This window comes from Lentibacillus halophilus (assembly GCF_039522485.1).
GTDB classification, from domain to species: Bacteria; Bacillota; Bacilli; order Bacillales; family Amphibacillaceae; genus Lentibacillus; species Lentibacillus halophilus.
This window is the reverse complement of record NZ_BAAADM010000032.1, coordinates 1-25084: the sequence shown is the minus strand read 5'-3', so window position 1 is coordinate 25084 and position 25084 is coordinate 1. Positions and strand designations below refer to the sequence as shown.

Annotated in this window: 21 protein-coding genes and 1 other annotated feature; of the genes, 12 read left to right on the top strand and 9 right to left on the bottom strand. The window is 43.5% G+C overall.

Annotation, left to right across the window (positions count from 1 at the left end; genetic code table 11):
- Positions 1-93 precede the first annotated feature (93 nt).
- The 8 genes from noc to rpmH all read right to left on the bottom strand — a co-directional run bounded on the left by noc (position 94) and on the right by rpmH (position 7893).
- Positions 94-954, bottom strand: a complete 861-nt coding sequence (gene noc, locus ABDZ72_RS06155) for a nucleoid occlusion protein (RefSeq protein WP_343751814.1) — start codon at positions 952-954, stop codon at positions 94-96.
- Positions 955-1284: 330 nt separating this feature from the next.
- Positions 1285-2001, bottom strand: a complete 717-nt coding sequence (gene rsmG / locus ABDZ72_RS06150; protein WP_343751812.1) for a 16S rRNA (guanine(527)-N(7))-methyltransferase RsmG — start codon at positions 1999-2001, stop codon at positions 1285-1287.
- Positions 2002-2062: 61 nt separating this feature from the next.
- On the bottom strand, positions 2063-3949 hold the full coding sequence (mnmG, locus tag ABDZ72_RS06145) for a tRNA uridine-5-carboxymethylaminomethyl(34) synthesis enzyme MnmG (protein WP_343751811.1): 1887 nt from the start codon (positions 3947-3949) through the stop codon (positions 2063-2065).
- A gap of 73 nt (positions 3950-4022) precedes the next feature.
- Entirely contained in the window at positions 4023-5399 is a 1377-nt protein-coding gene (gene mnmE, locus ABDZ72_RS06140; protein WP_343751810.1) for a tRNA uridine-5-carboxymethylaminomethyl(34) synthesis GTPase MnmE, read from the bottom strand.
- Positions 5400-5811: 412 nt separating this feature from the next.
- Positions 5812-6426, bottom strand: a complete 615-nt coding sequence (gene jag / locus ABDZ72_RS06135) for an RNA-binding cell elongation regulator Jag/EloR (RefSeq protein WP_343751808.1) — start codon at positions 6424-6426, stop codon at positions 5812-5814.
- Positions 6423-7187 carry a YidC family membrane integrase SpoIIIJ gene (gene spoIIIJ, locus ABDZ72_RS06130; RefSeq protein WP_343751807.1) on the bottom strand — a complete coding sequence of 255 codons (765 nt, stop codon included), beginning with the start codon at positions 7185-7187 and terminating at the stop codon, positions 6423-6425. The genes jag and spoIIIJ overlap by 4 nt, the downstream gene beginning before the upstream one ends.
- 100 nt (positions 7188-7287) lie before the next feature.
- Entirely contained in the window at positions 7288-7632 is a 345-nt protein-coding gene (gene rnpA, locus ABDZ72_RS06125) for a ribonuclease P protein component (protein ID WP_343751980.1), read from the bottom strand.
- 126 nt (positions 7633-7758) lie between these two features.
- Entirely contained in the window at positions 7759-7893 is a 135-nt protein-coding gene (gene rpmH / locus ABDZ72_RS06120) for a 50S ribosomal protein L34 (RefSeq protein ID WP_343751806.1), read from the bottom strand.
- 571 nt (positions 7894-8464) lie between these two features.
- Between rpmH and dnaA the strand changes: the two genes are divergently transcribed.
- From dnaA to gyrA, 7 genes are all read left to right on the top strand, one after another.
- A complete protein-coding gene (gene dnaA / locus ABDZ72_RS06115; protein ID WP_343751805.1) occupies positions 8465-9817 on the top strand; it encodes a chromosomal replication initiator protein DnaA in 1353 nt (450 codons plus the stop codon).
- A gap of 184 nt (positions 9818-10001) precedes the next feature.
- Positions 10002-11138, top strand: a complete 1137-nt coding sequence (gene dnaN / locus ABDZ72_RS06110; RefSeq protein WP_343751804.1) for a DNA polymerase III subunit beta — start codon at positions 10002-10004, stop codon at positions 11136-11138.
- Positions 11139-11351: 213 nt separating this feature from the next.
- Positions 11352-11576: an RNA-binding S4 domain-containing protein gene (locus ABDZ72_RS06105; protein ID WP_343751803.1), complete on the top strand. Its 225-nt coding sequence runs from the start codon at positions 11352-11354 to the stop codon at positions 11574-11576.
- Positions 11577-11591: 15 nt separating this feature from the next.
- On the top strand, positions 11592-12704 hold the full coding sequence (gene recF / locus ABDZ72_RS06100; protein WP_343751802.1) for a DNA replication/repair protein RecF: 1113 nt from the start codon (positions 11592-11594) through the stop codon (positions 12702-12704).
- Between the two features lie 15 nt (positions 12705-12719).
- The gene (gene remB / locus ABDZ72_RS06095; protein WP_343751801.1) at positions 12720-13001 is read left to right on the top strand and encodes an extracellular matrix regulator RemB; all 282 of its coding nucleotides are present in this window, start codon (positions 12720-12722) and stop codon (positions 12999-13001) included.
- A gap of 41 nt (positions 13002-13042) precedes the next feature.
- Positions 13043-14968 (top strand): DNA topoisomerase (ATP-hydrolyzing) subunit B, encoded by a 1926-nt coding sequence (gyrB, locus tag ABDZ72_RS06090; RefSeq protein WP_343751800.1) that lies wholly within the window; start codon positions 13043-13045, stop codon positions 14966-14968.
- A 137-nt stretch (positions 14969-15105) separates the two neighbouring features.
- Positions 15106-17637: a DNA gyrase subunit A gene (gene gyrA / locus ABDZ72_RS06085; protein ID WP_343751799.1), complete on the top strand. Its 2532-nt coding sequence runs from the start codon at positions 15106-15108 to the stop codon at positions 17635-17637.
- Between the two features lie 16 nt (positions 17638-17653).
- Here gyrA and ABDZ72_RS06080 read toward each other — a convergent pair whose 3' ends face one another.
- Positions 17654-18619: a YaaC family protein gene (locus ABDZ72_RS06080; protein WP_343751797.1), complete on the bottom strand. Its 966-nt coding sequence runs from the start codon at positions 18617-18619 to the stop codon at positions 17654-17656.
- A gap of 183 nt (positions 18620-18802) precedes the next feature.
- Here ABDZ72_RS06080 and guaB point away from each other — a divergent pair, with 183 nt between their 5' ends.
- The 5 genes from guaB to serS all read left to right on the top strand — a co-directional run bounded on the left by guaB (position 18803) and on the right by serS (position 24926).
- Positions 18803-20269, top strand: coding sequence for an IMP dehydrogenase (guaB, locus tag ABDZ72_RS06075; protein ID WP_343751796.1), 1467 nt, complete (start codon positions 18803-18805; stop codon positions 20267-20269).
- 171 nt (positions 20270-20440) lie between these two features.
- Complete coding sequence (locus ABDZ72_RS06070; RefSeq protein WP_425542357.1) at positions 20441-21784, top strand: serine hydrolase; 1344 nt, start codon at positions 20441-20443, stop codon at positions 21782-21784.
- Positions 21785-21866: 82 nt separating this feature from the next.
- Positions 21867-22751 carry a pyridoxal 5'-phosphate synthase lyase subunit PdxS gene (gene pdxS, locus ABDZ72_RS06065; protein ID WP_343751795.1) on the top strand — a complete coding sequence of 295 codons (885 nt, stop codon included), beginning with the start codon at positions 21867-21869 and terminating at the stop codon, positions 22749-22751.
- Positions 22752-22766: 15 nt separating this feature from the next.
- Entirely contained in the window at positions 22767-23357 is a 591-nt protein-coding gene (gene pdxT / locus ABDZ72_RS06060; protein ID WP_343751794.1) for a pyridoxal 5'-phosphate synthase glutaminase subunit PdxT, read from the top strand.
- A 31-nt stretch (positions 23358-23388) separates the two neighbouring features.
- Positions 23389-23605: a binding site (T-box leader), on the top strand.
- Positions 23606-23651: 46 nt separating this feature from the next.
- Positions 23652-24926 carry a serine--tRNA ligase gene (gene serS / locus ABDZ72_RS06055; protein ID WP_343751792.1) on the top strand — a complete coding sequence of 425 codons (1275 nt, stop codon included), beginning with the start codon at positions 23652-23654 and terminating at the stop codon, positions 24924-24926.
- Positions 24927-25084: the final 158 nt, after the last annotated feature.

Here is a 25084-nt window from a genome sequence, read left to right as displayed (position 1 = left end):
ATGACGTCGACTCCAATTATTTTGGAATTTAAAAACCACTCACCTTTCTGCTGCAAAGATGAATGGTGTTTTAATTATATATATCATTAAATATCATTTCTGTTTCGGTATCTTAATGGTAATCTGGTAAAATTCATCACGGTCTTCTTCATCCGTCTCCACATCAATTCCTGTATCGGACACCATATTAAGCGACTGACGAATGGTATTCATCGCAATGCGAACATCTTTATTGACACCCTTACGTTTCGGCTGCTTTTTTGCTGGTTTTTCTGACGGCTGATCCAGCTTGGCAATATGTTCTTCGGCCTGTTTAACATTCAGGTCTTTTTCCATAATAGCCTCCAGCACCTTTTCCTGTTTTTCCGGATCGTTAACTTTAATTAACGCCCTTGCATGACGTTCGGTAATCTGTTTATCGAGAAGAGCGGTCTGTACTTTTTCCGGAAGTTTCAGCAGACGCAGTTTGTTCGCTATCGTTGATTGGTTTTTGCCAAGCCGTTGTGCTAAAGCTTCTTGTGTCAGCGAGTGCAAATCAAGCAACTGGGCATAGGCATTGGCTTCCTCCACTACTGTCAGCTCCTCTCGCTGCAGATTCTCTATCAGAGCAACAGAGGCGATTTCCGTATCGGTCATACTTCGGATAATGGCAGGAATATGACTCCATTCCAGCAATTGCACCGCGCGCCATCGTCGTTCACCAGTAATTAACTCATAGTGTGTTTCCTTTTCAATTTCGCGGACCACAATGGGCTGAATCATTCCATGCGTATGTATTGTTTGAGCAAGTTCCTCAATTTTTTCTTCATTGAATACGGCTCTTGGTTGGAATCGGTTCGGCTCTATTTTTGCAACAGGAAGTTCAGTTACCTCATCCGGATGGTAGGATTCTTCTTCTGGCACCGACTCGTTTTTGTCACCCATGCCAAATATTCGGTTCAATGGACTGACCATTAGCAAATCACCACCTTAAAAAACATATTCGGCCGTGCCGGAGCTACTGCTTCAGAAAATGCCGGCCACTGGATCAATCACAGTTTGATCTGAATGGTTCTGAACTACCTGTTTGTTCATCAGCATAACCGACAGCACTTATATTTCATGTTCCACGTGAAACAATCCCACTTCATTAATGACTTTAGACCAAAAAAATAGACTTACACAATCCGACAATATCATGTGTTTTCCCACATAAGATAATAATACGTTACTATTATTCTATCATATCTGACGACGAAAAAGTATGAAATCATAGCATAATCTTTCCATTCATTTTTCGTCCATTTATGTAATTGGCTTTTTGGTAGGCATTCCTGGTTTTCTCGGGTACTTTTTTGGTGTGACGTTCGTTTTATGTACCACAACAATGGATCGTTCGCTTTCTTCTTCAGGCAATTGAAAGGCATGGACAGTTTCCAGTTTTCCACCAAGCACGTTGAATGCTTTTGCCGCATTTTTAACCTCTTCGTCAACATTTGCTCCCTTCATTGCAATGAACGTGCCGTTTTTCCTTGTTAATGGAAGACATAATTCACTTAATACAGTCATTTTGGCAACGGCTCTAGCCATCACAATGTCAAAGGCTTCTCGATAAACACGATCGACAGCTGCCGTTTCAGCGCGGGCATGATGAAAAGTAACATCAGTTAGATGCAGCTCAGAAGCCAAGTGCTCCAAAAAATGAATGCGTTTCTTGAGCGAATCAACAATCGTAACCTTCAATTCAGGAAAACATATTTTGAGTGGGATGCTGGGGAAACCCGCCCCAGCACCCACATCACAAATATGACTGCCTTCCGTGAAGTCATGGTAAAAAGCTGCCGATACAGAATCATAGAAGTGCTTTAAATAGACATCTTCTTTATCGGTCAGCGTGGTCAGGTTAATCGTTTCATTCCAGTCCACCAGTGTATGAAAGTACGTTTCAAATTGAGCAATCTGCTTCTCGGTCAAATGAATGCCTTCAGCACGCAGTTCGTCTATAAATTGTTCTGGTGTCATTTAGCTGGACTCCTTTCTCCATGGCTTTCCAGTCGGCAATGATTCATTCGCACCGGCTTGGTTAGTTGGCAACCCGGGCGATTTTTCCCTGTTCAATATAAACGAGCAAAATGGATATATCAGACGGATTAACACCGGCAATACGGGAGGCCTGACCGACCGACAGCGGCCGCACGGTTTTCAGTTTTTCCTTCGCCTCAGAAGCAATACCATCAATATCGTCATAATCGATGTTATCAGGGATCGTCTTGTTTTCCATTTTCAGCATTTTGTCCACTTGTTCGTTTGCTTTCTTAATATAGCCTTCATACTTGATTTGAATTTCAACTTGTTCCCTGACGATTGGCGGCAATTCATCATTCGGTTCAATAATCTGTTCCACCATATCATAAGTGACTTCCGGACGCTTCAACAGATCGTATGCTTTGACCGCTTCTTTCAACGGAGATCCATTGGCTTCCTTCAACATCGATTGCACAGGTTCTTCCGGTTTGATAACGATCTTTCCAAGACGTTCTTTTTCTTCTTCAACAAGTCGTTTTTTCTCAGTGAATTGCTCATATCTATCGTCGCTGATCAACCCGTAAGAATACCCGATTTCCGTTAGACGCATATCCGCATTATCATGACGGAGAAGCAGACGATACTCAGCACGAGATGTCAGCAAGCGATATGGTTCTTTCGTTCCCTTGGTCACCAAATCATCAATAAGAACACCGATATAAGCCTGGGATCGGTCCAAAATGAGTGGTTCTTTGCCGAGTACTTTGGCTGCGGCATTGATTCCAGCCATAATACCTTGTGCAGCAGCTTCCTCATAACCAGACGTCCCGTTAATTTGTCCGGCTGTGAACAACCCAGGCACTTGTTTTAATTCCATTGTTGGCCAAATCTGTGTCGGAATGACCGCATCATATTCAATGGCATAGCCTGCCCGCATAATTTCAGCATTTTCCAATCCTGGGACCGTTTTGATCATCTCATGCTGCGTATATTCCGGCAATGAGGTTGACAGTCCTTGCACGTAAACTTCTTGGGTATCCCGCCCTTCCGGCTCAAGGAATACTTGATGGCGCGGTTTGTCATTGAATCGGACAATTTTATCCTCAATCGACGGACAATAACGCGGTCCTGTACCGCGTTTCATGCCGGAATACATTGCGGACAACGACAAATTATCGTTAATAATCTGATGTGTGAATTCATTCGTATACGTGAGCCAGCATGGAATCTGATCGGTAATATACTCCGTCGTTTCATAGGAAAATTGTTGCTGCTTAGCATCCCCCGGCTGTTCTTCCGTTTGGGAATAGTCAATGGTGCGACTGTTGACCCTTGGTGGTGTGCCTGTTTTGAACCGTGTTAGGGAGAGACCGAGCTCCTCCAGATTTTCGGATAATTTAATGGAGGCGCGTTGATTGTTTGGACCACTTTCATATTCCAGATCCCCCATCAATACTTTCCCACGCATAAAGGTTCCGGTGGTAACGATCACCTTATCCGCATAATAGGCAGCTTTCGTCTCGGTAATAACCCCTTTGCACTCGCCATCCTCCATGATCAATTCGTTGACCATACCTTGGCGAAGTGTTAAATTCTCTTGACTTTCCAGGACATGTTTCATTTCTTTAATATACAGCGGCTTATCCGCCTGTGCCCGCAAAGCCTGAACAGCGGGACCTTTTCTTGTGTTCAACAACCGCATTTGAATGTGTGTTTTATCTATGACTTTAGCCATGACACCACCAAGGGCATCCACTTCACGGACGACAATGCCTTTAGCAGGTCCACCAAGTGATGGGTTGCACGGCATGAAAGCAATCATGTCCAGATTCAGCGTCAGCATGAGCGTGTTTGCGCCCATTTTTGCTGCGGCGACACTTGCTTCTGCACCGGCATGGCCTCCGCCGACAACGATAACGTCATAATGTCCAGCGTCATATACCATTGTGTTCACCCTTTCTTTTACTATTATGAAACAAACCACTATCCTTTTAAAACGAAACCTTCATCGTTACGGGCTATTTTCCAAGGCAAAATTGGGAAAACAATTGATCAATCAAACTCTCGCTGGCCGTATCACCAACGATTTCACCCAAAAATTCCCACGTTCTGGTGACATCAATCTGTACAATATCCAGCGGCATATCCATTTCTAAACTCCCCATAGCGTCTTCGAGTGCCTGTTTGGCTTGTTTGAGAAGCTGGATATGTCGAACATTGGTGACATATGTCATATCACCAGTATCAATATCACCGGCAAAAAATGTTCTGGCAATGGCCGATTCCAACTGATCAATGCCTTCTTCCTGGATAAGGGATGCTGTGATCACAGGTTTCCCGGAAGCACGTTCGTTGACGTCGTTTATATCAAGTTTCTGATCCAGGTCCGTTTTATTAATCATCACAATATAATCAAGACCTTGCACCGCTTCAAACAGTTTCTCATCTTCCTCGGTCAACGGTTCATTATAATTCAGTACCAGAAGCACCAGATCGGCTTCCTGAAGAGCTTCGCGGGATCTGTCAACACCCATTTTTTCAACGATATCCTCCGTTTCCCGAATTCCGGCCGTGTCCACCAATCTAAGCGGGACACCACGGACATTGACATATTCCTCTATAGTATCACGAGTTGTTCCCGGTACTTCCGTTACAATCGCCTTATTTTCATGCACGAGTGTATTCATCAAAGAGGATTTACCGACGTTCGGACGACCAATAATCGCTGTAGCCAAACCTTCACGCAAAATTTTCCCCTGTTTGGCCACTTGGAGCAAATGGTCCAATTCCTGATGCACGTCCTTTGTTTTGTCTTGCATCATAGTCTTTGACATTTGCTCCACATCATCATACTCCGGATAATCAATATTTACTTCCACGTGGGCAACAGTTTCCAGAAGCTCTTGTCTGAGTCGCCCGATTAATTGCGACAATCGGCCGTCCATCTGCTTAAATGCCACCGACATGGCTTTGTCCGTTTTGGAGCGGATGATATCCATGACTGCTTCCGCCTGTGATAAATCAATCCGGCCATGTAAAAATGCCCGCTTGGTAAATTCACCCGGTTCGGCAATCCGTATGCCTTTATCAAGAGTGATTTCTAGTACACGGTTCACCGCAACCATTCCACCGTGACAATTAATTTCAACAACATCTTCCCGTGTGAATGTTTTAGGTGCCCGCATAACAGTTACCATCACTTCTTCAACAACGTGACCAACGGCTGGGTCAACAATTTTACCATAATGAATAGTATGCGTTTCTACTTCAAGCAAATTTTTGCCCTGAAACAATTCAGCCGTTACCGGAATGGCTTGTTCACCGCTCAGTCGGACAATCGATATCGCTCCCTCACCAACTGGTGTTGATATGGCCGCAATTGTCTCTGTCTCCATGGTTATCACCTCCATCTTTTTTCATTTTGACATCTATATAACGTGAAACAATATTCAGCGGAAAAATCTCTTCTTTCCACTGAATGTCATTGTTTGAATCAGGTATGGACGGATTGTTGATCCCCCTTTTTACATTTGTGGTTTTCCCACAGTCAGCAGCAAAATGTGATAACACATTAACATATGATAAAAGCTATTTATTTACATGCCACTAACACAATAGAATATCATAAAATCAGTCAAAAATAAACTTATCCACATGTAAATAATTAATCGATACAAAAAATCTTTTTATCCACATGTGAATAAAAAGATCATAAAACTTTATACGGTGACCCTAGCAACTTCCCCCTTGCACGACAAAAAACGCCCGGGAGTTGGTTTCCCGGACGTTTCATCGTAATCGTCTATATTATGGTCTGATAACGATATGCCGATGGGGTTCCAGCCCTTCCGAGGCTGTTGCTACATGATCATTATTTTGCAAGGCATGATGAATAATTTTGCGCTCAAAGGCCGGCATTGGCTCAAGTGATACCACTCTGTGAGATCGAATGGCTTTTTCGGCCATTTTATGAGCAAGTGATTCCAATGTTTCTTTGCGCCGTTCCCGATACCCCTCCGCATCAACCGCTACGGTATAGTGATCATGCCTGTCTTTATTAATGACTAGGTGCGTCAAATATTGAATGGCATTTAACGTATGTCCGTGTTTCCCAATCATTAATCCAATATTTTCTCCGGTTATATTAAAATAAACATGACTGCCATGGACGGCTGTTGTCACCTCTGCAGTAAGACCCAAATGGTCCACAATCGACGCCAAATATGTCTCTACATTTTCCACTGGATCCACCGGGATACGAACCTTCACAATTGCCGGTTTAGACCCGAAGACGCCGAGAATACCTTTTTTGCCTTCATCAACAACATCTACGTCCACCTGGTCCCGTGTGGTGTCTAACTGCATCAGTGATGATTGGACCGCTTCTTCAACCGTTTGCCCGCTGACAGTTATTTCTCTCACGTTTTGTCTCCCCCAGTTTTTTGATCATTCATCATTGGCTTGCGGATTAACAAGGTCTGGGCAACCATAAAGATGTTACCGACGACCCAGTACAACGCCAACGCTGATGGAAAGATAAACGCAGCAATCGTAATAAAGATGGGCATCACATATAGCATAACCATCATTTGTGGATTTTGTGCCGCCGCACTTCCCGCCATCATTAACTTCTGCTGCAGAAATGTTGCTGCACCAGCGATAAGTGGCAGAATAGGATCCGATGACCCCAATTCAAACCAGAGAAAAGAATGTTCGCTAACCTCTTGCGTACGCCTGATGGCATGATACATTGCAATCAAAATCGGCATCTGTACAAAAATCGGCAGACAACCTGCAAGCGGATTCACTCCATGCTTTTGAAACAATTGCATCGTTTCCTGCTGCAACTTTTGCTGAGTATTGGCGTCTTTAGAAGAATATTTCTGCTGTAATTCTTTCAGTTCTGGCTGTATCTCCTGCATCGCTTTAGAGCTTTTCAATTGTTTAACGTTTAACGGAAGTAGAATCAGACGGATAAAAATCGTCAAAACAATAATCGACAGGCCGTAACTGCCATTGAACAGCCCCGCCAAATATTTGATCGTCTCCGATAACGGATAGACAAAATATGAATTCCAGATACCTTCACTTTCCGAGGTGATCGGTTCATTGATTTGCATACATCCGGACAATATTGCTGTCAGCCCGACCACAGCCATCAGCAATAGCATTTTTTTACGCAACGCATTTCCTCCTAACTGACAAAACACCTATGTATCCTATTTTCGTAGTTATTTTACCATTAAATAAATGTAAGATTCTATATAAAAATGAAAAACGTCGTTATTTTTTCGATAACAACTTTTCTTTGGACAATAAATGAATCAAACTTTTTTTTACGCCGTTATAGTCCATTCGTCTTGTAGGCTTTCGTGCAATGATAATCAAATCATAAACCGGGGAAACTCTTGATTCCAATTCGCGAAAAGCTTCTCTCAAATGACGTTTTATTCTATTTCTAGTGACAGCATTGCCAATCTTTTTTCCAACAGACAAGCCAATACGAAAATGGGTTTGCTCTGACTTCTTTATATAATATAGAACAAGCTGTCTGTTTGCAAATGACGAGCCATGTTGAAACATATGTTGAAATTCTTTATTCGCTTTTATCCGATACGCCTTTTTCAATGCCATCACCTTTACCATGCTATCCGGATCCTCGTTCACCGTTCACCCGAAAAAATTCTATGTTCAAAATTAGGTTTATGCGTTTATGTCTTAAGTGGAAAAAAGACCACTGAATGATTCAGTGGTCTATGCAGATAATACTTTTCTTCCTTTACGACGACGGCGCTTCAAAACCTGACGGCCATCTTTTGTGCTCATACGGTTACGAAACCCGTGCACTTTTTTACGTTTGCGATTATTTGGCTGAAAAGTACGTTTCATATATCCTGCACCTCCCTGAGGAATAACAAATCTATCTTGTTCTTTTTTATGACAGTCTAATTCATTATAAGGAAAACAACTTCGGCCTGTCAATGTTTGCTCGGAAAAAACTTATCCACACTTTATTGTGCTCCAAATTTCAACACGTTTACACTATCCACAACGTATATCGACAGCCTATTCACAAAACCAGATAATGTGGACACATGATGTCTACATCCAGCGAATTCTGTGGATAACTGTCGATAAACCGTTGCACTACCCGTTTTTATTTGGTATTATATTTGTGTTTAAGCGTGTGAATAAAACATTCAGCAATAAATGTTATCAACAATCTGTGGATAAAGTGTGAATAATCGTTCACACTCTATCAACTCGTCCATAAACATAGTTGTGGATGATGTAAACAAACGACATATGATCGCTTCACACTGGGAACATATCATCCACAGTTTATAAAACATGCCAAATTATTCTACAAAACCTTTCCATCTTTCATGACTAAGACCCTTGCGAAAGATTAAGGAAAGGTTTTTCTATCATCTTCGGGTACAGAAAGAGGTGACTTTTCATGGAAAATGTCGACGATCTATGGAATGCGGCATTAAAGAACGTCGAGGACAAAATAAGCAAACCCAGTTATGAGACGTGGCTAAAAAACACAAAAGCCGAATCCCTGGATAATAATACATTGATTATATCTGCACCAAATGAATTTGCACGGGACTGGTTGGAAGGCCATTATACTGGTCTGATCGACGATATACTGCTGGAGCTCACCGGAGCCGAACTGTCAACTCGGTTTGTCATCCCGGATGCTAATGAATCGGAAGACGATGTGGGCCAGTCCCCCAAGAAAATTCCGACGGCAAATACAGGCAATGATACAAATGAAGCAAAAACTATGCTGAATTCCAAATATACATTTGACACGTTTGTTATTGGATCTGGCAACCGTTTTGCGCATGCCGCATCTCTGGCTGTTGCTGAAGCACCGGCACGGGCATACAATCCACTATTTATCTATGGCGGCGTCGGCCTGGGAAAAACACATTTGATGCACGCAATTGGGCATTATGTTCAAGATCATAATCCAAAAGCCAAAGTCGACTATTTGACATCCGAAAAATTTACGAACGAGTTTATTAACGCCATTATGGAAAACAAAGCAGCCAATTTCCGCAACAAGTACCGAAATGTGGACATCTTACTTATAGATGATATTCAATTTCTTGCTGGAAAAGAACAAACACAGGAAGAATTCTTCCATACATTTAATACATTGCACGAAGAAAACAAACAAATTGTCATTTCCAGCGACCGTCCACCAAAGGAAATTCCGACACTGGAAGACCGTTTGCGCTCAAGATTTGAATGGGGATTGATTACAGATATCACGCCACCTGACTTGGAAACACGAATTGCTATATTAAACAAAAAGGCAAAAGCAGAGGGGCTTGACATAGCGAATGAAGTTATGTTGTACATTGCGAATCAAATAGACACCAATATACGGGAGCTCGAAGGAGCACTGATACGTGTTGTCGCCTACTCCTCTTTAGTGAATCAGGATATTGATGCATCCCTTGCAGCAGATGCCCTAAAAGATATCATACCGAGCAGCAAACCACGCACAATTACTATCCATGGAATTCAAGAAGCTGTGGGAGAAAAATATAATGTAAAATTGGACGACTTTGCTGCTAAAAAACGAACAAAATCCATTGCGTTTCCCCGTCAGATTGCTATGTACTTAGCACGTGAATTAACCGATTTCTCCTTGCCAAAAATCGGCGACGAATTCGGTGGGCGCGATCATACAACAGTCATTCACGCTCATGAGAAAGTCGTTAAAACCATGGAGAACGACACATTGCTGCAAAAAGATGTGGAAGAATTAAAAGAACAACTAAAATCATTCTAGTACTGGGTCGTTGTTAATGATGTGGACGAAATGAACCAGTTCATAAACATCTTGTCCACATGTGAATAACTGGTGAAAACAGACAAGTTTGAGGATATCCACATAATCACAACCCTTACTACGATTATTACGGTATTTTATTAATAAATATATATAATCATGCATCAAAAGGAGAATTCATCTCATGAAATTTGTCGTTCAGCGTGACCAACTGATCTCCAGTGTACAAGACGTCATGAAGGCTATTTCAGCTAAGGCCGCTATTCCTATCCTGACCGGAATGAAAATAAAAGCTGAATCAGACGGCATCACATTAACTGGTAGTGACTCTGATATTTCAATTGAATCATTTATACCGGCTGAAGAAGATGGTATGATCAATGCGGAACAAATTGAAGCTGGAAGTATCGTTGTGCAAGCTCGCTATTTTCCAGATATTGTTCGAAAACTTCCAGAAAAGACTGTTGAAATTGAGGCAGATGCGAGTCTAAAAGTGACCATTCGTTCCGGAAAGGCCAAATTTAACCTGAATGGACAGGATGCGGACGAGTATCCGAAATTACCGGCACTGCAGACAGATGACAACTTTGAAATCCAGGCTGATTTGTTAAAAAATCTCATTAAGCAGACTGGTTTCGCCGTTTCCTCGATGGAAACAAGACCCATTCTTACCGGTGTTAATGTTAAAATGGACGAAGAAACACTTCATTTCACAGCAACGGACAGTCACCGGCTGGCATCACGTCAAGTTTCCATCGAGGATATGCATGCCGCATTTTCTAGCATTGTTATTCCGGGCAAAAGCTTAAATGAATTGTATAAAATTCTAGATGATAATGACCAAAGAGTGGAAATAAGCGTTGCCAACAATCAAATTCTCTTCCGGACGAAGCATTTAAACTTCCTGTCACGGCTGCTCGATGGCAACTATCCGGAAACATCACGGCTGATTCCTGAAAAAAGCCAAACACGACTACATCTGAAAACAAAAGAATTGATTGATACCATTGATCGTGCGTCACTGCTTGCAAGAGATGAACGCAACAATGTGGTCAAATTAACAACCAAAGATACGGAAACGCTACAGATCAGCAGTAATTCCCCGGAAGTTGGGCAAGTAGCTGAAGAAGTTTCCCTTCAATCCATGGAAGGAGAAGACGTTAAGATATCATTCAGTTCCAAATATATGCTTGATGCATTAAAAGCCATCGAAAATGATGACGTCATTATTGAATTCACTGGTGCTATGCGTCCATTTATTATTAAGCCGATCAACGGTGATCCCATATTGCAATTAATTCTGCCCGTGAGAACGTATTGATCACCAAAACTTTTTCAATTAATCCGATATTTGAACAAGTGGAACAGCTGGAGTATTTTTCAGCTGTTCCACTTTTATTCGTTTTACCTCTGTATTTCTTGATCATAATAAAAATAAGATGCTCTTTCCTTCCCTTATCAATAAATTTTTAGTAAAATAGATAGGAAGTATAAAAAGCGTACTGACCATTATGAACAAAGTCTGGTGAAACTTATGAATCGTTATGAAGAAATAGCAATAAGCACGGATTTTATTCCACTGGGGCAGTTTATGAAAATGATGAATGTCCTTGACTCTGGCGGGATGGTTAAAGCCTACTTACAGGACATTGGAGTGCTGGTTAATGATGAGCGTGTATACCAAAGAGGCAAAAAGTTGTACCCGGGTGACAGCGTGACCGTGGATGATATCGGGACCTTTGTCGTTTCCAAAGAATAGTCGCGGGGAATTGCTATGAAAATTAACCACCTTCAATTGAAAAACTACCGAAATTATGAACAATTGAACCTTTCCTTTGATGATAAAGTCAATGTTATCATCGGGGAGAATGCGCAAGGGAAAACCAATCTGATGGAAGCCATTTATTTACTCGCATTCACAAAATCACACCGGACGCCCAGAGAAAAAGAGCTTATTCAGTGGGAACAGGCTTACGCAACAGTCAAAGGAACCATTTACAAACGAAATCGCCATTTCCCGCTCGAAGTTATTTTGTCAGCAAAGGGCAAAAAAGCAAAATTAAACCATCTGGAGCAGAAACGTTTGAGCGATTATATTGGTGCGCTCAACGTTGTCATGTTTGCCCCAGAACATTTGGCCCTCGTTAAAGGATCGCCTCAGATCAGAAGACGGTTTATCGATATGGAACTTGGTCAGATACAACCGAGCTACATGTACCATTTGGGTCAATACCAGAAAACGTTGCGACAGCGTAATCATTTACTCAAACAGATGAAGCTCCAGGAAAAATGGGATCCTGATATGTTGCAGGTTCTGACCGATCAGCTCTCGCAACATGCAGCGATCTTGTTGGAGCGACGATTTGTTTTTCTGGAATTGCTTCGGAAGTGGGCTTCTCCGGTTCACGATAGTATTACTCGCAGTATGGAGAAACTTGAAATCAGGTATGCTCCTACCATTGAGGTATCAGAATCAGCAAATAAGGAAACGATAGAGACTGTATATACGAATAAATATCATGAGTTACAGGACAAAGAGATTGAACGTGGCACCACTTTAGCAGGACCGCACCGGGATGATCTCATTTTTTATGTTAATCAGAAAAATGTACAGACATTCGGTTCTCAAGGACAGCAGCGGACTGCCGCTTTATCGGTGAAGCTTGCCGAGATTGAACTTATCTCCAGCGAGGTTGGTGAATATCCGGTATTGCTTCTTGATGATGTGTTGAGCGAATTGGATGATCACCGGCAGTCCCATTTATTGAATAGCATTCAAGGCAAAGTACAGACCTTTGTATCCACAACAAGTGTTGACGGGATTAACCATGAAACACTGCGGAAAGCGGAGTTGTTTCATGTCAGAGATGGTGTTGCACATACATGATGATGGGGGGATAGAATGTTTATTCATATAGGCAATGATAGCATTATCCAATCAGACGATATTATTTCCATTATTGACCGTAATGTCGCGATGTCGTCCAGCATTATGGAAGAAATGCTGGTGAACACAGGCATAAAGCAGCACGTCTTCAACGCTGCTGATGACGTTAAATCTGTTGTGATCACGGAAGATGATATTTATTGCAGCTCCTTGTCCGTTGCAACGCTCAAAAAGCGTTCCGGCATGACTCTGTCGACCAGTACACTGGAAGACTTTTCAAATGAACTCGAAGAATAAGCGCTTAAGGACCATCTATTAGTAGAAACGTAGGTGATAAGATGTCAGCAGAGGAAAAAGTCTCAAATAATCAGGCGTATGATGCGGAGCAGATTCAAGTATTGGAAGGACTGGAAGCGGTTCGCAAAAGGCCCGGAATGTACATCGGGGCAACCAGTGAAAAAGGGTTGCATCATCTCGTATGGGAAATAGTTGATAATAGTATTGATGAAGCACTGGCCGGTTTTTGTGACAGAATTAACGTTATTCTTGAAAAAGATAATAGTGTTACCGTCATCGACAATGGGCGCGGCATTCCTGTCGATATTCAAAAGAAAACCGGCAAACCGGCAATTGAAGTCATTATGACCGTTCTGCATGCTGGCGGTAAATTTGGTGGCGGGGGTTATAAGGTTTCCGGCGGATTGCATGGTGTCGGCGCCTCGGTGGTTAACGCCCTGTCAAGCACATTGGATGTTTATGTTTACCGTGATGAGAAAGTTTACTATCTTGGATTTGAAAAAGGCATACCTCAAGGGCCTGTCGAAACTATTGATGAAACGAATATAACGGGGACAAAGATACAATTTAAACCGGATCCGGAAATTTTCACCGAGATTGTTGAATTTGATTTTGACACCCTCACTCAACGGTTACGGGAGCTGGCATTTCTAAATAAAGGCATTACGATTGCCATTGAGGATAAACGAACCAACGAAGAACCTGTCGAGTTTTACTACGAGGGCGGTATCAGTTCCTATGTCGAGTATATCAACCGGAATCGTCAAGTATTGCATGAACCGTTCTATGCTGAAAGTGAAGATATACAGATAACAGTTGAAGTCGCCATTCAGTATAATGATGGTTTTGCCAGCAATATTTATTCGTACGCCAACAATATTCATACGTATGAAGGCGGAACTCATGAATCGGGGTTCAAATCCGGACTGACCCGGGTTATCAATGATTATGCCCGGAAGAATAACATGTTTAAAGAAAATGATCCGAACTTGAGCGGCGATGATGTCCGGGAGGGTATGACAGCGATCATTTCCATTAAGCACCCAGATCCTCAGTTTGAAGGGCAAACAAAAACAAAGCTTGGAAATAGCGAAGTAAAAAAGGTGACCGATTCGGCGTTCAGTGACGTCTTTTCCAAGTTTTTATTTGAAAATCCGGACATTGCCAAAGTCGTTGTGGAAAAGGGGTTAATGGCATCCCGAGCGCGAATTGCTGCCAAGAAGGCACGGGAACTGACAAGGCGTAAAAGTGCGCTTGAGGTTTCTAATCTGCCTGGTAAGCTGGCCGATTGCTCATCCAAGGATGCAAGCATCGGAGAACTATATATTGTTGAGGGTGACTCAGCAGGTGGATCTGCTAAACAGGGGCGCGATCGACACTTCCAGGCTATATTGCCATTACGAGGCAAAATATTGAATGTCGAAAAAGCTCGTCTTGATAAAATTTTATCTAATGAAGAAGTTCGGGCAATGATTACTGCACTCGGTACCGGCATTGGTGAGGAATTTGACATGACGAAAGCACGGTACGGGAAAATTGTTATTATGACCGATGCTGATGTGGACGGTGCCCATATCCGCACTTTACTTTTAACATTTTTCTATCGTTATATGCGTCCGCTGATTGAAAACGGCTATGTTTACATTGCGCAGCCGCCATTGTATAAAATTCAGCAGGGAAAAGCCGCCTACTATGCGTACGATGATAAGGAAATGGAGCGAATTTTAGAAGAAATACCGAACTCACCAAAACCCGGATTTCAGCGCTATAAAGGGCTTGGTGAAATGAATGCAACCCAACTTTGGGAAACCACGATGAACCCAGATACCCGCACATTGCTTCAGGTCGAGCTATCGGATGCGATGGATGCGGATTATATTTTCGATATGCTGATGGGGGATAAAGTGGAACCGCGCAGGAATTTCATTCAGGAGAATGCGGAATATGTGCAAAATTTGGATGTGTAAGTACTTGTACTTTCTGCGGTAATCAATACAGTCATACCAATACAGTAATAGGAAGCAGCAATATTAAGGTTAGTCTTCTCATGGAACCGGCTTGACGTGCCGTGTTTTTCGGGAAGTGAGATTTGGAGGTATGTTAAATGGCGGATCACGAGCGTCCAAATGTTCAAGAAATTAATCTCGGTCAGGAAATGCGTACATCATTCCTCGATTATGCCATGAGTGTTATTGTGTCACGGGCCCTTCCGGATGTACGTGATGGCATGAAGCCTGTTCATCGCAGAATTTTATATGCGATGAACGACCTTGGCATGCATGCCGATAAAGCGTATAAAAAATCGGCCCGCATCGTTGGCGAAGTCATTGGTAAATACCATCCGCACGGTGACTCGGCCGTCTATGAAGCCATGGTCCGGATGGCCCAGGATTTCAGTTATCGTTATATGCTTGTCGACGGACATGGCAATTTTGGCTCTGTCGATGGGGATTCGGCAGCAGCGATGCGTTATACCGAAGCACGCATGTCTAAAATCTCCATGGAAATGCTGCGAGATATCAATAAAGATACGATCGATTATACGGAAAACTATGATGGCACAGAGCACGAACCAGTTGTTTTTCCTTCCCGTTTTCCAAATCTGCTTGTTAACGGTGGGGCTGGAATTGCTGTCGGAATGGCAACCAATATCCCCCCTCACAATCTTGGTGAAACAATCGACGCCGTGTTGGCCCTCAGTAAAGATCCTGATATCACCATCCATGAATTGATGGAGTCCTATATTCATGGTCCTGATTTTCCGACGGCCGGTGAAATTCTTGGGAGAAATGGTATTCGAAAAGCTTATGAAACGGGGAAAGGATCGGTGACCGTCCGGGCGAAAGTGGACGTCGAAGAACATGCCAACGGGAAATCAAGTCTGATCGTCACGGAATTGCCATATCAGGTTAACAAGGCTAAACTGGTTGAAAAAATTGCTGAATTGGTCCGAGATAAGCGGATTGAGGGTATAGCGGATTTACGTGATGAATCGGATCGCAACGGCATGCGCGTTGTTATTGAACTGCGCCGTGACGCCAATTCAAGCATAGTCCTGAACAATTTGTATAAACAATCCGCACTTCAGACGACATTTGGGATTAATATGCTTGCGCTTGTCAATGGACGACCGCAAATACTGACTGTGAAACAATGTTTGGAACATTATTTGGAACATCAAAGAGAAATTGTGACACGGCGTACCGAATTTGAACTGCGCAAAGCACAGGCACGGGCTCATATTTTGGAAGGTCTGCGAATTGCACTTGATAACCTTGATAACGTTATTTCACTCATTCGCAATTCCCAAACGACCGACACAGCCAAAAACGGACTGATGGAACAGTTTGAGCTGACGGACAAGCAAGCTCAGGCTATTCTTGATATGCGTCTGCAACGACTGACCGGATTGGAACGGGATAAGATCAACAATGAATATGATGATTTGCTGCAGCAAATTGATGAATTGAAAGCTATTCTTGCCGATGATGAAAAATTACTGGAGATTATCCGAGAAGAACTGATTGCCATTAAGGATAAATTTAATGACAATCGCCGTACAGAGATTGTGTCCGGTGGGATTGACTCGATTGAGGATGAGGACTTGATCCCGGAAGAAAACATCGTGATTACGCTTACCCATCACGGATATGTCAAACGGCTGCCTGCCTCGACATATCGGACACAAAAACGTGGCGGTCGTGGCATTCAGGGAATGGGAACAAATGATGATGACTTTGTTGAACATCTCGTATCCACATCCACCCATGACACGGTCCTTTTCTTTACCAATAAAGGGAAAGTTTACCGTGCGAAAGGTTATGAAATTCCGGAGTTCAGTCGTACCGCCAAAGGAATCCCCATCATTAATTTGCTTCAGGTGGCGAAGGAAGAATGGATTAATGCGGTTATTACCGTTTCTGAATACAGCAGTGACCATTTCTTATTCTTTACGACCAAACATGGCATTTGCAAACGGACCAGCCTGTCACAGTTTGCGAATATTCGTAAAGGTGGACTTATTGCCGTAGGACTCCGTGAAGAGGATGAGCTTATTTCTGTTCAAATGACGGATGGAAAGAAAGATATGATGATCGGCACGAAAACGGGTTATATCATCCGTTTCCCTGAAGATGAGGTTCGGGAAATGGGAAGAAATGCAGCCGGCGTACGCGGTATTGCATTACGGGACGATGATGACGTCGTTTCCATGGAAATACTGGACGAAGGAATGCACGTTCTTCATGTGACGAACAATGGGACCGGAAAACGTACACCAGAGGAACAATATCGGGTAACGAAACGCGGTGGCAAAGGCATTTACACATGCAAATTATCCGAAAACAATAACGTCGTAGCCGTAAAAGCTGTCACAGGTGACGAGGATATTATGCTTATAACCGCAGCAGGCGTATTGATCCGGATTCCGGTGGACAGCATTTCCCAAACAGGACGAAATGCACAAGGTGTCCGGCTGATCCGGCTTCAGGAAGATGAGGAAGTGGCTACTGTTGCTGTGGCGGAACAGGAAGAAGACGATCCGGAAGATGACAGCACTGAGGATAACGATTGGGAAGCCAGAGCCGTTACGGATGGTGACCATGACACAGATAATGCGCAAGAGAATGGGGAATAACCCCGATGTCAAACGTTCACAGGTAGTCACAGTTGGTTAAAAGTGTTACGCCGAGCAACATCGGGATTTTTTCCGCTGTTATCTCTAAAAAGGATCGGATAAATGGAAAGTCGGCATCCGGCTTGGCAGCAAGGACTTCCCCCCACCATTCCGGCTCATAACGGCACAGCATGCTTAAGTTATAGAGAAGCAAATAATGGACCATCACTTCAGAAATGGGTAAGCAATCGTCCCGGTTAATTGGAAAATAGACCTGATCATCCGTCATGCTAGTGAAAAAGGGACTGGCCTCTGACGGACAAAGTGGTTCATATAGCTCAATATTTATGTAATTATGGTTTGTTTGCGTCATTTTTATTGGCGGTAAGTATGGTTTGATGCGATTAATAAAAGTGTTGACGGTTAAATGATAGTGATCGATTATCCAACTGGGGAATTGCAATGACCTAGCCCCCCGTTTTCCGACGGCTGTCAGCTTGTCCCCCGCTTGATACCGGAATAAGGGCCCCAATTCCGGTATTAGCGCAAACAGCTGGTTCATTTTGATTTTAGTAAAAGGCGGTGTCCGGATAGCAAAAAGGTGAGTGGTAAAGTAGGAAAATAGGCCGTTTTGCTGAATTTTTACTTCATCTTTCATAAATGTATAATCCCGTTTTTTGCGTTTTCTGCTGGATACACCGTGAGCCAGAATGGCCGTCGATTCCGGATAATCCGGACGTACCGACAGCAGGTTTGCTTTGATTAAATGCACCATGCCATAAAAAAATAAAAGCGGCTGCAATAAAGGTTCCAGTTGTTTGCCATTTTGGTAGAAACGCAACCCGTGATCCAGATAATGTATAAATGGCGAACAGTTTTCAAAGCTTTTAACGGAAGCATTATTCATTTTTAATTTCCGATGGTAGCAATCGGCCAAATACGCTTGAGCATTCTGCTGAGACTGCAAATAAGTATAAAACTGTGAAATGTTGTTGGTAAGCATTATAGAAGCTCCTAATTGTGGTAAATTTCAGAATTGAAGTTTTTCTTTTGTGTGCCCGCTAAGCTGTTGCAAATGTGGCGTTGTTGCCGTATTGTTATTATCAATAGAATGTCTTGACTTAGTTTGCCCCGGATTCATAATTTTAATCACAGCGAGCATACTCACTGATAGGAGGTTAAACCAATGCGCGAGGACAAGTTTGCCAAAGAAGGATTGACGTTTGATGACGTATTACTGATGCCGGCGAAATCGGATGTACTGCCTAATGAAGTTGATATAGGCACGAATTTATCGACAAACATTCGTCTTGAGTTGCCGTTGATCAGTGCCGGGATGGATACGGTGACGGAAGCAGAAATGGCGATTGCAATGGCTCGTCAGGGCGGTTTGGGCATCATTCATAAAAATATGCAGATTGAGGATCAAGCGGAACAGATCGATCGGGTGAAGCGTTCGGAAAGCGGTGTGATCACGAATCCATTTTTCCTCACACCAGAGCATCAGGTTTATGATGCGGAACATCTGATGGGGAAATTTCGTATTTCCGGTGTTCCTATTGTGAACAATATCGATGAACAAAAATTGACAGGTATTCTAACAAACCGGGATTTACGCTTTATCCAGGATTATTCAATTCCGATTAAAGATGTTATGACAAGTGAAAACCTTGTGACAGCCCCTGTTGGTACCACATTGGAAGAAGCGGAGACATTATTACAGAATCAACGCATTGAAAAACTCCCGCTTGTTGATAATGACCGTGTCCTTAAAGGGCTGATTACGATTAAAGATATTGAAAAGGCCATTGAATTTCCAAATTCGTCCAAGGATGGACAAGGACGTCTCTTGGCAGGTGCAGCTGTTGGTATTTCCGGTGATTCCATGAAGCGAATCGAAAAGCTGACTGAAGCAGGTGCTGATGTTATTGTCGTAGATACGGCACATGGACACTCGCAGGCCGTACTCGAACAAGTCCGTACTATTCGCGATGCGTATCCGGATTTAAATATTATTGCAGGCAATGTTGCTACGGCCGAGGCAACCGCCGATTTGATTGAAGCGGGTGCAACGATTGTCAAAGTGGGTATTGGTCCTGGCTCCATTTGTACAACAAGAGTGGTTTCAGGCATCGGTGTGCCGCAGATTACGGCTATTTATGATTGTGCGGCCAAGGCATCTGAATACGGTGTTCCCATCATTGCTGATGGCGGGATCAAGTATTCCGGTGACATTGTAAAAGCTATTGCTGCCGGTGCTCACGCTGTGATGCTTGGAAGTATGTTTGCCGGTGTATCGGAAAGTCCAGGAGAGAAAGAGATTTTTCAGGGCCGGCAATATAAAGTCTACCGTGGTATGGGATCGGTCGGTGCGATGAAGGCAGGCTCCAAAGACCGGTATTTCCAGGATGCGGAAGATGCTAAAAAACTGGTTCCGGAGGGTATAGAAGGACGGACGGCCTATAAGGGACCACTCGCTGACACGACCCATCAATTGGCCGGGGGTCTGCGTGCGGGTATGGGCTACTGTGGCACTCCGACCATCGATGATATGCGTCTTAATGCCCGTTTTATTCGGATATCCAACGCCGGAATGCGGGAAAGCCACCCGCATGATGTGCAAATAACTAAAGAGGCTCCCAATTACTCCTGAGGGGGTATCAACTTGTGACGCCAACGTAACATAGTAATTTTTTCCTAATGATTTTAAATAGATAGGGCTTTTACCTGTCTATTTTTTTTCTATTTTTTATGATAAAATACGAATGTTAATGGTCAGTAGAATGCAGCAAAGACATACTTAATCAAAGTGGAGGAAACGAAAGTGAGCTATAGTGGAAAGACATATGTGTCCCTATTCTTGGCTGTTGTCGTGATGATCGCTGTTGCCGTAACACAGCCATGGACGGTACAGGCATCAGATTTAGATCTGGATGCGGAATCAGCCATTCTGGTAGATGCGAAAACAGGTAAAATTTTGTACGCTAAAAAGCCGGACATGGCCCTTCCCCCTGCCAGCATGACTAAAATGATGACGGAATACCTCGTTCATGAAGCGATTGAGGATGGCGACATCAGTTGGGATACCACGACACAGATCAGCGATTATGCGTACAGTATATCGGCCAACACGACATTTTCCGGTGTCGGCCTGAAACAAAGTAAAGATTATACCGTTAAAGAATTGTACGAAGCAATGGCCATTAATTCGGACAATGCCACCACGATCGCCCTTGCCGAACTGGTTGCAGGCTCGGAAGGTGAGTTTGTCAAAATGATGAACAAGAAGGCCAAAGAGATGGGACTGCCGGATTATAAGTTTGTTAATTCGACAGGACTACACAATTCGTCCCTCGGCGACAATGTACCGGAGGGAACCGATCCGAATGCCAATAATCAGCTTTCTGCCCGATCAGCGGCGCTGTTGGCGTATCATCTGATCAATGACTATCCAAAAGCGCTTGATGTATCCAAAGTTCCATCAACAAATTTTGATGGCCAAACCATTCGCAACTATAACTGGATGCTCCCGCATGACCCGAAAGAGGCAAGTTCTCTTAAGCAATTTCATTATAAAGGCGTTGATGGATTGAAAACCGGTCACACAGACATGGCGCAGTATTGTTTCACAGGAACGGCAAAACGTGATGGCAATCGGTTTATTTCTGTCATTATGCGAGCCGAAAGTGAACCAGCACGTTTTCAGCAGACAGCAAAACTGTTGAATTACGGATTCCAGCAATTCCAGAAACAAGAGATATTTCCGGAAGGTTATCAGCTGGATGATAAATCAAACATGCCAGTAGCCAAAGGAAAAAAGGATACGGTACAGATAGCCGTCAACGACTCGTTCCGTTCGTATATAAAACAGGGCCAAAAAGAGAACTACGCCATGACGTATCATTTGAATAAAGACAAATTAAATAAAGAAGAAAAACTGACGGCGCCAGTTAAAAAAGGAGAAAAGATCGGCACAGCTGAAATCGTTTATAAAGGCGACGATGATTATGGCTATATTTTTCCGGATGTAAACAAACAGACCATGGATCTGACAGCACAGAGCAAGGTGGAAAAAGCTAACTGGTTCATGCTCGCCATTGGATCGGTCGGACACTTTTTTTCCAATCTATTTACAACAGTGACGGATACGGTTAAAGGCTGGTTCTAATAGTCGATACTGCTTGATCGACTTCAGGCGGAGATGTGTAGTAAAATAAAACTAGAAACAATTATATATTGGAGGTAGAGCGATGGTGAATACGGGTACAGATCGTGTGAAGCGTGGAATGGCAGAAATGCAAAAGGGCGGCGTCATTATGGATGTTGTTAATGCCGAACAGGCTCAAATAGCGGAAAATGCGGGTGCTGTTGCCGTTATGGCACTGGAACGTGTTCCGTCTGACATCCGTGCAGCCGGTGGTGTTGCTCGCATGGCAAGTCCAGAAGTTACCGAAGAGGTGATGAATGCTGTATCGGTTCCAGTGATGGCAAAAGCTCGTATCGGACATATGGTGGAAGCACGTGTATTGGAGTCTATGGGGGCTGACTATATCGATGAAAGTGAAGTATTGACCCCAGCCGATGACGTGTATCATTTGAAAAAATCGGATTATACGGTACCGTTTGTCTGCGGCTGTCGCAATCTTGGGGAGGCGGCACGACGTATTGGTGAAGGTGCATCTATGCTCCGTACCAAAGGTGAGCCCGGTACAGGAAATATTGTTGAGGCCGTTCGCCATATGCGCCAGGTCCAATCTGAAATCAGGAAATTGACATCGATGTCGGATGATGAAGTGATGACCTATGCTAAAGACATTGGGGCACCATATGACGTACTGATGAACATCCGCGAGGAAGGTCGTCTTCCTGTTGTCAACTTCGCAGCCGGCGGGGTAGCAACACCGGCGGATGCGGCTCTTATGATGCAACTTGGAGCGGATGGTGTCTTTGTTGGATCAGGTATTTTTAAATCGACACATCCGGAAAAGTATGCTAAGGCGATTGTTGAAGCAACAACACATTATACGGATTACCAATTAATCAGTGAGCTTTCCAAAGACCTTGGTAATGCAATGAAAGGCATTGAAATGGGAACATTGGAAGGACATGACCGGATGCAGGATCGCAGTGAATAGAAAGAAGGAATAACGATGAATGTGATTGGTGTACTTGCCTTGCAAGGTGCCGTCCGCGAACATATACGGTCCATCGAAGCATGCGGTGCTGCTGCCGTGGAGATCAAGCGGGTGGAACAGCTCAGTGAAATAGATGGATTGATTATTCCTGGCGGTGAAAGCACAACAATGCAAAGGCTGATGGACAGTTATGGTTTTTCTGATGCTATTAGAGAATTTGGCAGACAGGGAAAACCAGTATTTGGTACGTGCGCGGGAATGATTTTGATGGCGAATGCTGTTGAGGGGCAGGACAGTCGTCATCTTGGTTTGATGGATATCACCGTTGCCAGAAACGCATTCGGCAGACAAGTGGCAAGTTTTGAAGCAACTTTGGATATAACATATGCAGGAGATGGTTTCCATGCTGTGTTTATTCGGGCGCCGTATATCACTGAAGCAGGCCATGAGGTGGAAGGACTGGCTGACTATCAGAAAAGGATGGTTGCGGCTAAACAGGGCCATTATTTGTGCACGGCTTTTCACCCCGAATTAACAGATGATCATCGTTTTATTGCATATTTTATCGAAATGGTGGAACAATCAAAAAATAGCCTTGCGTCTTAATCGGACGTCATTTGTGATGTAATAATAATGATTAACAGTAACGAAAGGAAATAGTAACAGGTGTCAGCTGTCTTCAGAGAGCCGATGACAGGTGAGAATCGGTGATGGCTGCCTGTGAATCCATCCTTAAACTGGTTTGCTGAAATAACAGTAGGTAAACTCGGTGGAAAACCGTTATCGTATGGAGCCGGAAGGGGATATCTCTTCAATAAGGGTGGCAACGCGGAAAGCAAACTTCCGTCCCTGACAGTCAGGGACGGGAGTTTTTTATATGTTAATAAGGAGGATGTCACGATGCTTGATCGGAAATTTTTACGAAATAACTTTAAAGAGGTTAAGGAAGCATTATCCTATCGCGGGGAAGATCTTTCTGAACTGGACCGGTTTGGTGAACTTGACGAACGCCGAAGAACATTGATTTCGGAAACGGAGGCTCTGAAGGCCAAACGGAATGAAACATCGAAACAAATTTCCGAACTGAAGAAAGAAAAAAAAGATGCTGAATCGGCTATTGAGGAAATGCGGAAAGTCGGTGATCAAATAAAAGAACTTGACAATGAGTTGAACGACCTGGAAGATTCATTGGAAATGATTATGTTGTCCATTCCGAATATTCCACATGAAAGTGTGCCGGTCGGTGACGACGAAGACGATAATGTGGAAATACGCAGGTGGGGCACTCATTCGGAATTTGGTTTTGAGAAACAGCCGCATTGGGATATTGCTGCCAACTTGGATATTCTTGACTTTGAACGGGCCGCCAAAGTGACCGGGAGCCGTTTTGTATTTTACAAAGGGCTTGGAGCACGGTTGGAACGGGCACTGATAAGTTTTATGATGGACGTACATGCTGATAATCACGGGTACACGGAAATGATGCCGCCGCAAATTGTTAATCGCGGAAGTCTGACAGGAACGGGTCAGCTTCCAAAATTTGCTGAGGATGTTTTTAAATTGGAGGACTGGGACTATTTTCTGATTCCGACAGCTGAAGTACCTGTGACGAATTTTTATCGGGATGAGATTTTGAGCATGGAGGATCTTCCGAGCAAATATGTCGCATACAGTGCGAATTTCCGCTCAGAGGCAGGCTCAGCCGGACGGGATACGCGTGGACTTATTCGCCAGCACCAATTCAATAAAGTGGAATTGGTTCATTTTACGAAACCGGAAGATTCCTACGAAACGCTGGAGATACTTACGGGGCATGCGGAAAAGGTATTGCAATTGTTGAACTTGCCGTATCGTGTAATGAACATGTGCACGGGTGATTTAGGGTTCACTGCCGCTAAAAAGTACGATATTGAAGTTTGGATCCCGAGCCAGGAAACCTACCGTGAAATTTCATCCTGTTCCAATTTTGAGGATTTTCAGGCAAGACGTGCTGGCATCCGGTTTCGCAGAGGGGAAAAAGAGAAACCGGAACATGTCCATACATTGAATGGTTCCGGTCTTGCCGTCGGACGGACGCTTGCTGCCATTCTGGAAAATTATCAACAGGACGATGGGTCTGTTATTGTTCCGGATGTTCTCCGGCCGTATATGGGCGGCAAAGACACGCTCAGATGAGGAACAGTGTATAAAGCAGTGCGGAATTCTTGAATGGTGTCAGGAATTCCGCTGGCTTAGTCTCGTATTAACATGATATATGTAATATATGTGTAAAATAATTCTCGGGGCCACCTGAGGCAATTTTCTAGTCAAAAAAGAGAAGGCACTCTATCATG